The following is a 12,923-nucleotide window of genomic DNA, read 5'->3' as shown; positions in this document are numbered from 1 at the left end:
GACGGGCGCCGGCGGCCCCACCCCGGGCCCGACTGGCCGCAGGACGGCCGCGGCGGCCAGGGCGGCGGCTGGTAGCCGACGGAGCGTCACGGCCCGTGCGACGGAACGACGGAAGGGGGGCGGCCCCGGGGCCGCCCCCCTTCCGTCGTTCCGTCGTGTGCCGCCTACTTGTAGTAGGACATGGCCTCCTCGACCGTCACGACCTGGATGTCCCGGTCGGCGATCTCCTGCATCAGCGTGGTGAGCCCGGCCGTACCGATCTCCGTGCTGGTCTTCGGCGCACCCTCGACGATCTTGTGCAGGCACAGGATGAGCCAGTCGCCGCTGTCCGCGCACCGGTCCAGCTTGCCCCCGGCGTCGGTCAGCTTGGACAGGTTCGTGCCGCCGATGCCCGTGCCGTCCGTGATGCCCGTCAGGGACTTCAGGCGCAGCGGGTTGGCCGGGGCGAAGGACTCGATCGTCTCGGAGATGATCGAACGGGCCGTGGTGAAGTGCCGGCTCGCGATCAGGTCCACCGGGACGCCGTCGGAGGTCTTCTGGAACGCGCCGTGCGGATAGGCGAAGTGCTCGCTGGTGAAGCCGTTGGACACCAGCCACTCGCGCAGCTTGCGGAAGTCCTCGTCGGCCTGCTCCGCCGTCAGCTTGGGATAGCTGGCGGAGTGCGTGGCGTTGGCGTAGGCGTGGCCGCCCATCTCCCAGCCGGAGTAGTTCTGCATCGAGCGCATCTGCTCGACCGACATGAAGCTGCCGGTGCCGATGGCGTCGGCGATGTTGTACGACGTGCCCGGGAAGCCGAAGGAGTCCATGATCGGCCGGGCCAGGTCGTGGATCGACTTGTGGGAGTCGTCGAAGGTGATGGAGACGACGCCCTTGGGGAAGGTGTCGGCGGTGTCCGGTATCAGCTCCACCGCCTGCACCCGGTAGGTCACCGGGCCGCCCGCGTCGTCGTACACGGCGAAGGACATGTCGGTGAAACCGGTCCGCGTGGACGGCTTGCCGGACGCCGAGATGCTGTACTCCCCGGCCGCGGCGGTGACGTCGGCCCACTGCAGGTGGACGGTGACCCACTCACCGGACTGCACGTAGTTGGCCGCGGTCCTGGAGTGGGCGTGGAAGGTCCAGGCGAAGTGGTTCTTCAGCGAGCCGCTGCCCAGGTAGAAGACCATCTTGGCGAGGTTGCCGACGTCGTCGACGCGGAACAGCAGCCGGATCATCTTGCCGCTCAGGTCCATGGCGTCCATGCCCGACCGGCGGACGTAGGACTGCTTGCCGCTGCCGTTGGTGGTCACCCGCACGGCCTGCGTGCCGCGCACGAACTGCGAGGAGTCGTTGACCTCGGCGGACTGGGTGCCCGCCCCGCCCGCGCTCCAGCCGTGCGACTTCTGGAACTGCTCGGACCAGGTGGCCCGGCGGTGCCTGGGCCCGCGGCCCGAAGGGGCGTACGGGGGAGGCGTGCTGAGCCCGCCGATGGCCCCCTCGGCCGCCGGTGCGGCGGCCGGCTGCGCGGCCACGTTCCCCAGCCAGGCACCCCCGCCCGCCATGGCGACGCCGCCGGCACCGCCCATGAACAGCGCGGCACGACGGCTCACCACCGGTCGTTCCGTCTTGGCAGCGCGGCCGTGCCCGCTGGACCTCCTCTTTCCCACTCAGGACCCCCGGACCGTGTCGAAGTAGTTCATCCCCCTGCCGGTGAAGTCCTCGACCTGGGTCTGGACCTCCTCGGCGGACAGGGTTTCGTTCGCGTTGTAGTAGAGCCAGTCGACCTTCATGTCCCAGGCCCGTTCGCCCTTGAACGGCAGGTCGATGAACCAGTGGTTGAAGTTCACCGACATGTCCGAGCGGGGGGCGTACTTCCCGCTGCTGGTGAAGAGCTTCTTGCCGTCGAGCCAGTACGCGACGACGCCGTCCTTCACCCGGATCATCACGGTGTGCCACTCGTCGAGGCTCTTGTTGGTGGTCTCGTAGACCCGGTCGTTGGTCTTGTGGTCGTACCAGGTCACGGTGTCCAGCTTGGGGCCCGGACGGCCCCAGCCGCCGTTCGGCATGTACTCGTTGTCCAGTTCGCTGTACTTCGAGCCCTTGCCGCCGATGGTGTAGAAGGTCTGGTTGACGTGGTCGCCCGCCTCGCCGGTGGCCGGCTTGTCGCTGAAGCGCATGCGGGCCGCGTAGGTGCCCTCGCGGAACTTGCTCGCGGCCGTCCCCAGGCTGGCCTGCTTGGTGCCCGCCTCGGTGCCGTCGGTGCTGGCCCGCAGCTGGAGGACCTGACCGCCCTCCAGGGCCTCCTCGTCGCCGGGGAAGGTGACGCCGTCGGCGGACCAGGTGCTCTCGATGCCGGGGCCGCCCTTGCTGGTGCGGACCAGCCAGCCGTGCTTGAACAGGGCCGGGTCCTTGGCGCCGAGGTAGTCGAAGGTGTCGAACAGCACGCCCTCCGGCGCGGCCGGCAGCGGTTCGTGGCCGGCGTTCACCGTCGCCTTCTTCTTCTTCGCGTCCTGCGGCGTGGTGCCGTCCGGTTCCTCGCCCCAGGCGAGCACGCCCTTGTTGTAGGCGGTGACCGTCTCCGACTCCTTGTAGCTGGTCTTCTCCGCGTCGAAGGAGCGGTCGTCGGACTGCTTCAGCTTCTTGTGGTCGGTGCGGAACAGCTGGACGTCGATGCCCTTGCTGTTGGCCCCCGCCTTCAGCGTCCCGGCCGCCTCGGTGAAGCGCAGCTCCAGGTAGCGGTCGGCGGTGCCGGTGGGCTTGTCCATCTCGACCACGCGCCCGGCCAGATTGGAGCAGCCGTGGACCGTGTGCACGCAGTTGAAGGCGTACGAGGCGGAGTCGTCGGCGGTGAAGTAGTACCGGAGCGTGATGTCGCTCAACGGCACCGGCTTGTCGGTCTTGTTGAAGACCTCCAGCGACGGCTTGGCCACGGCGGCGGTGGCCGGGGTGTCCGTGCGGTAGCGCACGAGCAGGTCCGGCGGGTCCGGGTTCGCGGCCTTCCAGACGGGATAGAGCGCCGTGGCGCCGGCGCCGAGCACGGCCACGATCAGCAGCAGCCGTATCTTCGGCCAAACCCGGCGGCGGGGTGGGCGGCGGCGGGTCGTCGCCACGGCACCTCCTCAGACAGAACAACAACACGCTCCCGCAGGCCCGGCGGAGTGCCGGGGGGCGAGAGCAGTGCAAACAAGTGGTCGGATCGTGTGGAGATCCTATCGGTACGCGTGTGACGAAAGGGGGCGGGTCGCACGGATCGTTACCGTGCGCCCGCCCCCTTCGCGTGGGACGGCTCGAAGGCCCGTCGCTACGCCGGGACGCTCGCGACGCCCGGGGCGAGGAACCGCTTGCCGTTGACCCGCTCGGACACGCCCTCGCGGTCCAGGTACGGCGTGATGCCGCCCAGGTGGAACGGCCAGCCGGCGCCCGTGATCAGGCACAGGTCGATGTCCTGGGCCTCGGCGACGACACCCTCGTCGAGCATGAGCCCGATCTCCTGCGCCACCGCGTCCAGCACCCGCGCCCGCACCTGCTCCTCGGTGAGGACGGTGTCGCCCTGCTTCAGCAGCGCGGCGACCTCCGGGTCCAGCTCCGGCTTGCCGCTGTCGTAGACGTAGAAGCCGCGCTTGCCGGCCTCGACGACCCGCTTGAGGTTCGGGGAGACCGTGAAGCGCTCCGGGAAGGCCCGGTTGAGCGTCTCGGAGACGTGCAGACCGATCGCCGGCCCGACCAGCTCCAGCAGCACCAGCGGCGACATCGGCAGACCGAGCGGCTCGACGGCCTTCTCGGCCACCTCGACCGGGGTGCCCTCGTCGATGACGTTCTGGATCTCGCCCATGAAGCGGGTCAGGATGCGGTTCACCACGAACGCCGGGGCGTCCTTGACGAGCACCGCGGTCTTCTTCAGCTTCTTGGCGACACCGAACGCCGTGGCCAGCGAGGCGTCGTCGGTCTGCTCGCCGCGCACGATCTCCAGCAGCGGCAGCACCGCGACCGGGTTGAAGAAGTGGAAGCCGACGACCCGCTCGGGGTGCTTCAGCTTCGACGCCATCTCGGAGACGGACAGCGAGGAGGTGTTGGTGGCGAGGATCGCGTGCGCCGGGGCGACCGCCTCGACCTCGGCGAACACCTGCTGCTTGACGCCCATCTCCTCGAAGACCGCTTCGATGACGAAGTCGGCGTCCGCGAAGCCCTCGGCCTTGTCCAGGACACCGGTGACCAGCGCCTTGAGGCGGTTGGCCTTGTCCTGGTTGATGCGGCCCTTGCCGAGCAGCTTGTCGATCTCGGCGTGGACGTAGCCGACGCCCTTGTCGATGCGCTCCTGGTCGATGTCGGTCAGCACGACCGGCACCTCCAGGCGGCGCAGGAACAGCAGCGCGAGCTGGGAGGCCATCAGACCGGCGCCGACGACACCGACCTTGGTGACCGGGCGGGCCAGGCTCTTGTCCGGGGCGCCGGCGGGGCGCTTGCCGCGCTTCTGCACCAGGTTGAACGCGTAGATGCCGGACCGCAGTTCGCCGCCCATGATCAGGTCGGCGAGCGCCTGGTCCTCGGCGTCGTAGCCCTTCTGCAGGTCGCCGTCCTTGGCGGCGGCGATGATGTCCAGGGCGCGGTAGGCGGCCGGGGCGGCGCCGTGCACCTTGGAGTCCGCGATCGCGCGGCCCCGGGCGACGGCCTGGTCCCAGCCCTCGCCGCGGTCGATCACCGGGCGCTCCACCGCGATCTCGCCCTTGAGGACGGCCGCGGTCCAGATCAGCGACTGCTCCAGGAAGTCCGCGCCCTCGAAGATCGCGTCGGCGATGCCGAGTTCGTGGACCTGCTTGCCCTTGAGCTGCTTGTTCTGGTTCAGGCTGTTCTCGATGATCACCGAGACGGCCTTGTCGGCGCCGATCAGGTTCGGCAGCAGGGTGCAGCCGCCCCAGCCCGGCACCAGACCGAGGAAGACCTCGGGCAGGGAGAACGCGGGCAGCGCCGCGGACACCGTGCGGTAGGTGCAGTGCAGACCGACCTCGACGCCACCGCCCATGGCGGCGCCGTTGTAGTACGCGAAGGTCGGCACGGCCAGCTTCGACAGCCGCTTGAAGACGTCGTGGCCGCCCTTGCCGATGGCGAGCGCGTCCTCGTGGCGCTTCAGCAGCTCGACGCCCTTGAGGTCGGCGCCGACCGCGAAGATGAACGGCTTGCCGGTGACGCCGACGCCGACGATGCCGCCGTCCGCGGCCTCCTTCTCGACCTGGTCGATCGCGGCGTCGATGTTCGCCAGCGACTGCGGGCCGAGCGTGGTCGGCTTGGTGTGGTCGTGACCGTTGTCCAGCGTGATCAGCGCGAACCGGCCGGCGCCCAGGGGGAGGTCGAAGTGGCGTACGTGCGCCTGCGTGACGACCTCGCCGGGGAACAGCTCGGCCGCACCCTTCAGAAGCTCAGCGGTGGTGCTCACTTGTCCCCCTCGAAGTGCGGGTTCTCCCAGATGACCGTGGCGCCCATGCCGAAGCCGACGCACATGGTGGTGAGGCCGTAGCGGACCTGCGGCTGCTCCTCGAACTGCCGGGCCAGCTGCGTCATCAGCCGGACACCGGAGGAGGCCAGCGGGTGGCCGAAGGCGATGGCGCCGCCGTACTGGTTGACGCGCGCGTCGTCGTCGGCGATGCCGTAGTGCTCCAGGAACGCGAGGACCTGGACGGCGAAGGCCTCGTTGATCTCGAACAGGCCGATGTCGGAGATCGACAGCCCGGCCTGGGCGAGGGCCTTCTCCGTGGCCGGGATCGGGCCGTAGCCCATGACCTCGGGCTCGACGCCCGCGAAGGCGTAGGAGACCAGGCGCATCTTCACCGGCAGGTCGTGCTCGCGGGCGAAGTCCTCGGAGGCGATGAGGGAGGCGGTGGCGCCGTCGTTCAGACCGGCCGCGTTGCCCGCGGTGACCCGGCCGTGCACGCGGAACGGCGTCTTCAGGCCCGCCAGGTTCTCCAGCGTGGTGCCCGGGCGCATCGGCTCGTCGGCGGTGACCAGGCCCCAGCCGGTCTCACCGGCCTCCTCGTTGGTGCGGCGCACCGAGATCGGCACCAGGTCGGCCTGGATCTTGCCGTTGGCGTAGGCCTTGGCGGCCTTCTCCTGCGAGCGGACCGCGTACTCGTCGGCGCGCCGCTTGGTGATGCTCGGGTAGCGGTCGTGCAGGTTCTCCGCGGTCATGCCCATGAACAGGGCGGACTCGTCGACCAGCTTCTCGGAGACGAACCGCGGGTTGGGGTCGACGCCCTCGCCCATCGGGTGGCGTCCCATGTGCTCGACACCGCCCGCGATGGCGACGTCGTACGCGCCGAAGGCGACCGAACCGGCCACCGTGGTGACGGCCGTCAGGGCGCCGGCGCACATGCGGTCGATGGAGTAACCGGGGACCGAGGTGGGCAGGCCGGCCAGGATCCCGGCCGTGCGGCCGATGGTCAGGCCCTGGTCGCCGATCTGCGTGGTCGCGGCGACGGCGACCTCGTCGATCTTCTTCGGGTCGAGACCGGGGTTGCGGCGCAGCAGCTCCCGGATCGCCTTCACGACGAGGTCGTCGGCACGGGTTTCGTGGTAGATGCCCTTCGGGCCCGCCTTGCCGAACGGGGTGCGGACGCCGTCGACGAAGACGACGTCCCTGACGGTACGAGGCACGATGGCTCTCCTCCAGGGTGCGGGATGGCACTGCTGCGGCACGCCAGCACTGAGCGCGCGCTCAGGCCCATGCTACTTGTGGGTAACGTAGCTGCCCAGTCCCGCTGCTCCAAGCGGCGAAGGTCACACCCGCCCGGCCCACCGGGCCGGGGCCCCGGGAGGGGTTCTGCGTGCCTACGCCTGCTTCGTCCGCAGCGCGTCCACCAGCACCGGGGTCACCAGCTCCACCTGCCACGGACGGGCGCCGTGTCCGGCCAGGGCGGCGGCCACCGACTCGGCGTCCACGTCGGCCGGGGGCTCCCAGCACACCCGGCGCACCGTGTCCGGCGTGATCAGGTTCTCCTGCGGCATGGTCAGCCGCTCGGCCAGCGCCGTCACGCCCGCCCGCGCCGCGGACAGGCGGGCCGCGGCGGCCGGGTCCTTGTCGGCCCAGGCGCGCGGCGGCGGCGGACCGGTCACCGGCTGGCCCGGCTGCGGCAGCTGGTGCTCGCTCAGCGACCTCGCCCGGTCCACGGCCGCCTGCCACTGCTCCAGCTGGCGCCTGCTGGTGCGCTGCCCGAAGCCGTTCAGCGCGCCCAGCGCCTGGGCGTCGGCGGGCAGGGCGAGGGCGGCCTCCACGATGGCCGCGTCGGAGAGCACCTTGCCGGGCGAGACGTCCCGCCGCCGGGCGATCCGGTCCCGGGCCAGCCACAGCTCGCGCACCACGGCCATCTGCCGGCGTCTGCGCACCTTGTGCATGCCGGAGGTGCGCCGCCAGGGGTCCTTGCGCGGCTCGGGCGGGGGAGCGGAGGCGATCGCGTCGAACTCCTGCCGGGCCCACTCCAGCTTGCCCTGGCGGTCCAGCTCCTTCTCCAGCGCGTCGCGCAGGTCGACCAGCAGCTCCACGTCGAGGGCGGCGTAGCGCAGCCAGGGCTCGGGCAGGGGCCGGGTGGACCAGTCGACGGCGGAGTGGCCCTTCTCCAGGACGTAGCCGAGCACGTTCTCCACCATCGCGCCGAGGCCGACCCGGGGGAACCCGGCCAGGCGCCCGGCCAGCTCGGTGTCGAAGAGGCCGGTCGGCCGCATCCCTATCTCGCGCAGGCAGGGCAGGTCCTGGGTGGCGGCGTGCAGCACCCACTCGACGCCGGTCAGTCCTTCGCCCAGGCCGGAGAGGTCGGGGCAGGCCACGGGGTCGATCAGCGCGGTCCCGGCGCCGTCGCGGCGCAGCTGGACCAGATAGGCGCGCTGTCCGTACCGGTAGCCGGAGGCGCGCTCGGCGTCCACGGCGACGGGGCCGCTGCCGGACGCGAAGGCGGCGACCACGTCGGCCAGCGCGGCCTGGTCCGCGACCACGGGCGGGATGCCCTCCCGTGGTTCGAGCAAGGGTGTCGGCGCCTCCGTAGCAGAAGAAGTGCCGTCGTCCGGAGGAGCGCCTCCGGTGGTTCGCAGTGAGCTGTCTGCTGCGGTGTCGTGGGCGTCGGTCACCTGTCAAGAGTATCGGTGCCACGAGGGCGCCCGCCGACGGAACGTTCCGTCGGCGGGCGCGGGGGTCGTGATCCGGTCGGGCGGGGAAGGGGGCGGGCGGGGAGAACGGGGTACGGCGGGGGACGGGACCGGGGGGAGCGGAACGGGACGGCGGGGGGTCAGTGGATGATGCCGGTGCGCAGGGCCACGGCCACCATGCCCGCGCGGTCGCCGGTGCCCAGCTTGCGGGCGATGCGGGCGAGGTGGCTCTTGACGGTCAGCGCGGACAGGCCCATCGAGACGCCGATCGCCTTGTTGGACTGGCCCTCCGCCACCAGCCGCAGCACCTCGACCTCACGACCGGACAGCTCGCGGTAGCCGCCCGGGTGGCTCGGGGCACCCGGGGGGCGGCGGTGCAGACGGGCCGCGGCGGCACCGATGGGGGCGGCACCGGGCCGGGTGGGGAGCCCGAGGTTGGTGCGGGTGCCGGTGACGACGTAGCCCTTCACTCCGCCGGCCAGCGCGTTGCGCACGGCGCCGATGTCGTCGGCGGCGGACAGGGCCAGCCCGTTGGGCCAGCCCGCGGCGCGGGTCTCGGACAGGAGGGTGAGGCCGGAACCGTCCGGCAGGTGGACTTCGGCGACGCAGATGTCGCGGGGGTTGCCGATGCGGGGACGAGCCTCCGCGACGGACGAGGCCTCGATCACGTCGCGTACACCGAGCGCCCACAGGTGGCGGGTGACGGTGGAACGCACGCGGGGGTCGGCCACGACCACCATGGCGGTCGGCTTGTTCGGGCGGTAGGCGACCAGGCTTGCGGGCTGCTCGAGGAGAACGGACACCAGGCCTCCTGGGGTGCGGGACGGGGCCGGCTCGTGGGGGTGAAGCCGGGACGAACCGTGCTTTCAAGGTCACAGTCGTCTTCGGCATCGAACCCGGTCTCCTTTAGAAAATGATCACTTTTCAGTGAGTAACAATCCGTGCAATTCGGACACACTGTCGATCATTCGAAGATCGAACGGTTTCGGACGGCGTCGCAACGCTTCCGAAAGTGGCCGTATCGACAAAGTGACGCGCGGGAGAACGGGCCGGGTCCACCGCCGGACGCGGGGCCGGGCAGCCCCGCGCGGAAGCTCAGCGCGACTGCGGACCCCGCCGCTGCGGGAGCGTCACCACGGACGCGTCCCCGGGCGCCGCCGGGGGCAGGCCCGCCACCTGAGCCAGCAGGTCGCACCACGACACCAGATGGGTCGCCGTGTCCGGCACCCCGCCCAGCCCCTCCCGGGGCGTCCACGAGGCGCGGATCTCGATCTGCGAGGCCGACGGGCGCTCGGACAGCCCGCCGAAGTAGTGCGAACTCGCGCGCGTGACGGTGCCGCTCGCCTCGCCGTACGACAGGCCGCGCGCGGACAGCGCCCCGGTCAGCCAGGACCAGCACACCTCGGGCAGCAGCGGGTCCGCCGCCATCTCCGGCTCCAGGTCGGCGCGCACCAGCGTCACCAGCCGGAAGGAGCCCCGCCAGGCGTCGTGCCCCGCCGGGTCGTACAGCAGCACCAGCCGGCCGTCGGCCAGGTCCTCGTCCCCGTCGACGACCGCCGCCTCCAGCGCGTACGCGTAGGGCGCCAGCCGCTTCGGCGGGGGCGTGGGGTCCATCTCGATCTGCGGCCGCAGCCGCGCGTTCCGCAACGCCTCCACCGCCGACCGGAAGGGTGGGGGGAGCGCGCCCCCCTGGCCGAGGTCGCCCTCGGTGCCCTTCGGTTCGTCCATTCCGCCAGCGCCGTCCGACAGTCGTCCCTGAGCCGCAGCCATGCGGGGAAGATTAAGGGGAAGCGGGCCCCGGCGCAGGGAGGGACACCCGCCCCGCGGGACGCTGTCCGGATCATGGTGAGCGGCCGGGCGGCGACCGGGGGAGCGGGCGTCCCGCGTGACCCCCGCCACCCGGGACGCCCGGCGGCCGCCGGTCCCCCGCGACATGCGAGACTTGCCGGTGTGAGTGCCAACCTGAGCCCGATGGGCGACCAGCCGACTTCGACGTACGACAGTGCCTTCCTCAAGGCGTGCCGGCGTGAGCCGGTGCCGCACACCCCGGTGTGGTTCATGCGGCAGGCCGGGCGCTCACTGCCCGAGTACCGCAAGGTGCGCGAGGGCATCGGGATGCTCGAGTCCTGCATGCGTCCCGACCTGGTCACCGAGATCACGCTGCAGCCGGTGCGCCGCCACCACGTCGACGCGGCGATCTTCTTCAGCGACATCGTCGTGCCGCTCAAGGCCATCGGCATCGACCTCGACATCAAGCCCGGCATCGGCCCGGTCGTCGAGCAGCCGGTCCGGACCCGCGCCGACCTCGACCGGCTGCGGGACCTCACGCCGGAGGACGTGCCCTACGTCACCGAGGCGATCGGCCAGCTCACCCGCGAGCTCGGCAGCACCCCGCTGATCGGCTTCGCCGGAGCGCCGTTCACCCTCGCGAGCTACCTCATCGAGGGCGGCCCGTCCCGCACGTACGAGAACGCCAAGGCGATCATGTACGGCGACCCGGAGCTGTGGGCCGACCTGCTCGACCGCCTCGCCGCCATCACGACCGCCTTCCTGGAGGTCCAGATCGCGGCCGGCGCCTCCGCCGTCCAGCTGTTCGACTCCTGGGCCGGCGCGCTCGCCCCGGCCGACTACCGCCGCTCGGTGCTGCCCGCCTCGGCGAAGGTCCTCGACGCGGTCGCCCACCACGGCATCCCGCGCATTCACTTCGGCGTCGGCACGGGTGAGCTGCTCGGCCTGATGGGCGAGGCCGGCGCGGACGTCGTCGGCGTCGACTGGCGCGTCCCGATGGACGAGGCCGCCCGCCGGGTCGGCCCCGGCAAGGCGCTCCAGGGCAACCTCGACCCGACCGTGCTGTTCGCCGGCCGGGAGGCCGTCGAGGCGAAGACCCGCGAGGTCCTGGCCCAGGCCGAGGGCCTGGAGGGCCACATCTTCAACCTCGGCCACGGCGTCATGCCGAACACCGACCCCGACGCCCTGACCCGCCTGGTCGACCACGTCCACACGGCGACGGCCCGCTAGGCTCCTTCGTTCGGCACACGGCACGCCCCCGCTCCCGCGCCTGTGCGCGACGGACGCGGGGGCGTGCCGTCCGTGCCTCCAACTCCCCCTGGTCCAGGGTGACTCGGGGGAACCGGTGGGCGTCATGGCCGGGGTGGGCCACGGGTGTACGGTGCCGTCCGACGGACGGAGTGAACGCATGAGCGAGCGCAGGGACGAACCGGGCGAGGTGCTCGACAGCCCCACCGGCTGGGTGGCCGGCCACGTACGCCGGTACGTGGAGAGCGACGGTGCCCGCGGACACATCTGGTACGGCAAGCCGACGCTGCTCCTCACCACCCGGGGACGCCGGTCCGGCGTCCTGCGGCGCACCGGCCTGATCTACGGGGAGGACGCGGGCAACTACGTCGTCGTCGGCTCCAACGGCGGATCCGACCGGCACCCCCACTGGTACCTCAACGCGCTGGCCGAGCCCCGGGTGCGGGTGCAGGTGGCCGCGGAGACCTTCGACGCGGTCGCCAGGGAGGCCGAGGGGGAGGAACGGGACCGCCTGTGGGAGGCGATGGCCGTGATCTTCCCGCAGTACCTGAGCTACCGGAAGCAGACCGGCCGGCGGATCCCCGTCGTCGTGCTGGAGCCCCGGCGGCCCGCCGGGGGCTGACCCCTCAGCGCGCCCGGCGCCCGAAGAGGATCCCCGGGGGTTCCGGGGGCGGTGGCGTGCCCGGTTTCAGCGGCCAGGCCAGGAGCATGCCGACGACGAACCCGGCGACGTGGGCCACGTAGGCGACGGTGACGGTCGCGGAGACGCCCTGGCCGGCGGAGTAGAGGGCCTGAAGGATGAACCAGGACCCCAGGACGATCCAGGCCGGCAGTCGCAGCGGCAGGAAGATCAGGAAGGGCACGAGGACCCACACGCGCGCCCTGGGATACAGCACCAGGTAGGCGCCGAGCACTCCCGCCACCGCCCCGGAGGCACCCACCAGGGGGTCGTCCGAGCCCGCGTAGAGGAGAGCGAAGGCGTAGGACGCCGCGTAGCCGCAGACGACGTAGAACAGCAGGTACCGCACGTGTCCCATGCGGTCCTCGACGTTGTTGCCGAAGATCCACAGGAAGAGCATGTTGCCCAGCAGGTGCAGCCAGCCGCCGTGCAGGAACATCGACGTCAGGACGCTCAGCTCGGGCGACTTGGTGTAGCCGGGCGGGCCGATCACGCAGCCCGGCCCCTCGGGCCCCACACCCGTGTCGCCGGTGGGGACCAGGTCCGGCATCCGGTGGTGGATCAGCTCGCGCGGCACGAGCGCCCACTGGTCCAGGAACGCCTGGAGGCGGCAGAACTGAGCCAGCCCGCCCTCGCCGAGCGCACCGGGCGTGAGGAACACGAAGACGACGACATTGGCGGCGATCAGCGCGTAGGTGACCCACGCGGTGCGCCGGACGGGGTTCACGTCATGGACGGGGATGACCACATTCCACCTGTGCCCGGACGGCGACGGGCGAATCCGGACCGGCGCTGAACACCACCGTCCGGCGGTGCGTATCCCTCCTCAACCGCCCGCGGCGCGGGGAAGGGGCCGTGGGGCCGACGTGAGGAACAGACGATGAACGACCGTGGTACGGCTGCGATGCACGCGTTGCCCGACGGCGAGGCGGAGCTCACGCTCGTGGTGCGGCTGCCCTGGGAGGACGTCGCGCGGCTCGGCCAGGAGGCGGGGCGGCTGGCCGCCCAGATGCAGCGGCCGGTGACCCTGGACGAGGCGGTCGGCCACCGCCTGCGCTCCGCGCGGGCCGCCGCCGCGCACGCCAAGCCGGCCGGGGAGCAG

At 71.7% G+C, this 12,923-nt stretch carries 10 protein-coding genes and 1 pseudogene; 3 read left to right on the top strand and 8 right to left on the bottom strand.

Going from position 1 to position 12,923, the window contains the following annotated elements; translation table 11 throughout:
- Nucleotides 1–164: 164 nt before the first annotated feature.
- The 7 genes from G3I53_RS22405 to G3I53_RS22375 form a co-directional block, all read right to left on the bottom strand.
- Nucleotides 165–1,589 (bottom strand): polysaccharide deacetylase family protein, encoded by a 1,425-nt coding sequence (locus tag G3I53_RS22405; protein ID WP_343240668.1) that lies wholly within the window; start codon nt 1,587–1,589, stop codon nt 165–167.
- A gap of 57 nt (nt 1,590–1,646) precedes the next feature.
- Nucleotides 1,647–3,089, bottom strand: coding sequence for a cellulose binding domain-containing protein (locus G3I53_RS22400; protein WP_164332389.1), 1,443 nt, complete (start codon nt 3,087–3,089; stop codon nt 1,647–1,649).
- Between the two features lie 191 nt (nt 3,090–3,280).
- The gene (locus G3I53_RS22395) at nt 3,281–5,410 is read right to left on the bottom strand and encodes a 3-hydroxyacyl-CoA dehydrogenase NAD-binding domain-containing protein (protein WP_164332388.1); all 2,130 of its coding nucleotides are present in this window, start codon (nt 5,408–5,410) and stop codon (nt 3,281–3,283) included.
- Entirely contained in the window at nt 5,407–6,624 is a 1,218-nt protein-coding gene (locus tag G3I53_RS22390; RefSeq protein WP_164332387.1) for an acetyl-CoA C-acyltransferase, read from the bottom strand. Before G3I53_RS22390 ends, G3I53_RS22395 begins: the two co-directional genes overlap by 4 nt.
- Before the next feature lie 174 nt (nt 6,625–6,798).
- Nucleotides 6,799–8,088, bottom strand: a complete 1,290-nt coding sequence (locus G3I53_RS22385) for a ribonuclease D (protein WP_164345954.1) — start codon at nt 8,086–8,088, stop codon at nt 6,799–6,801.
- Nucleotides 8,089–8,246: 158 nt separating this feature from the next.
- Nucleotides 8,247–8,909, bottom strand: coding sequence for a response regulator transcription factor (locus G3I53_RS22380; RefSeq protein WP_004923664.1), 663 nt, complete (start codon nt 8,907–8,909; stop codon nt 8,247–8,249).
- 292 nt (nt 8,910–9,201) lie between these two features.
- Nucleotides 9,202–9,834, bottom strand: coding sequence for a DUF3000 domain-containing protein (locus G3I53_RS22375; protein WP_239064042.1), 633 nt, complete (start codon nt 9,832–9,834; stop codon nt 9,202–9,204).
- Nucleotides 9,835–10,056: 222 nt separating this feature from the next.
- Here G3I53_RS22375 and hemE point away from each other — a divergent pair, with 222 nt between their 5' ends.
- A complete protein-coding gene (hemE, locus tag G3I53_RS22370; protein WP_164334677.1) occupies nt 10,057–11,124 on the top strand; it encodes a uroporphyrinogen decarboxylase in 1,068 nt (355 codons plus the stop codon).
- 178 nt (nt 11,125–11,302) lie between these two features.
- The gene (locus G3I53_RS22365; RefSeq protein WP_164334678.1) at nt 11,303–11,764 is read left to right on the top strand and encodes a nitroreductase family deazaflavin-dependent oxidoreductase; all 462 of its coding nucleotides are present in this window, start codon (nt 11,303–11,305) and stop codon (nt 11,762–11,764) included.
- Between the two features lie 4 nt (nt 11,765–11,768).
- Here the strand turns inward: G3I53_RS22365 and G3I53_RS22360 are convergent, their stop codons facing one another.
- The gene (locus G3I53_RS22360; RefSeq protein WP_164334679.1) at nt 11,769–12,569 is read right to left on the bottom strand and encodes a rhomboid family intramembrane serine protease; all 801 of its coding nucleotides are present in this window, start codon (nt 12,567–12,569) and stop codon (nt 11,769–11,771) included.
- Between the two features lie 132 nt (nt 12,570–12,701).
- Between G3I53_RS22360 and G3I53_RS22355 the strand changes: the two are divergent.
- A pseudogene (locus G3I53_RS22355) lies at nt 12,702–12,923 on the top strand (hypothetical protein); the annotation flags it as partial.

It is taken from the genome of Streptomyces sp. SID14436 (genome assembly GCF_010548465.1).
GTDB lineage: Bacteria > Actinomycetota > Actinomycetes > Streptomycetales > Streptomycetaceae > Streptomyces.
Note: the sequence above shows the minus strand (reverse complement) of the source record. Positions and strands in the feature narration are given on the sequence as shown.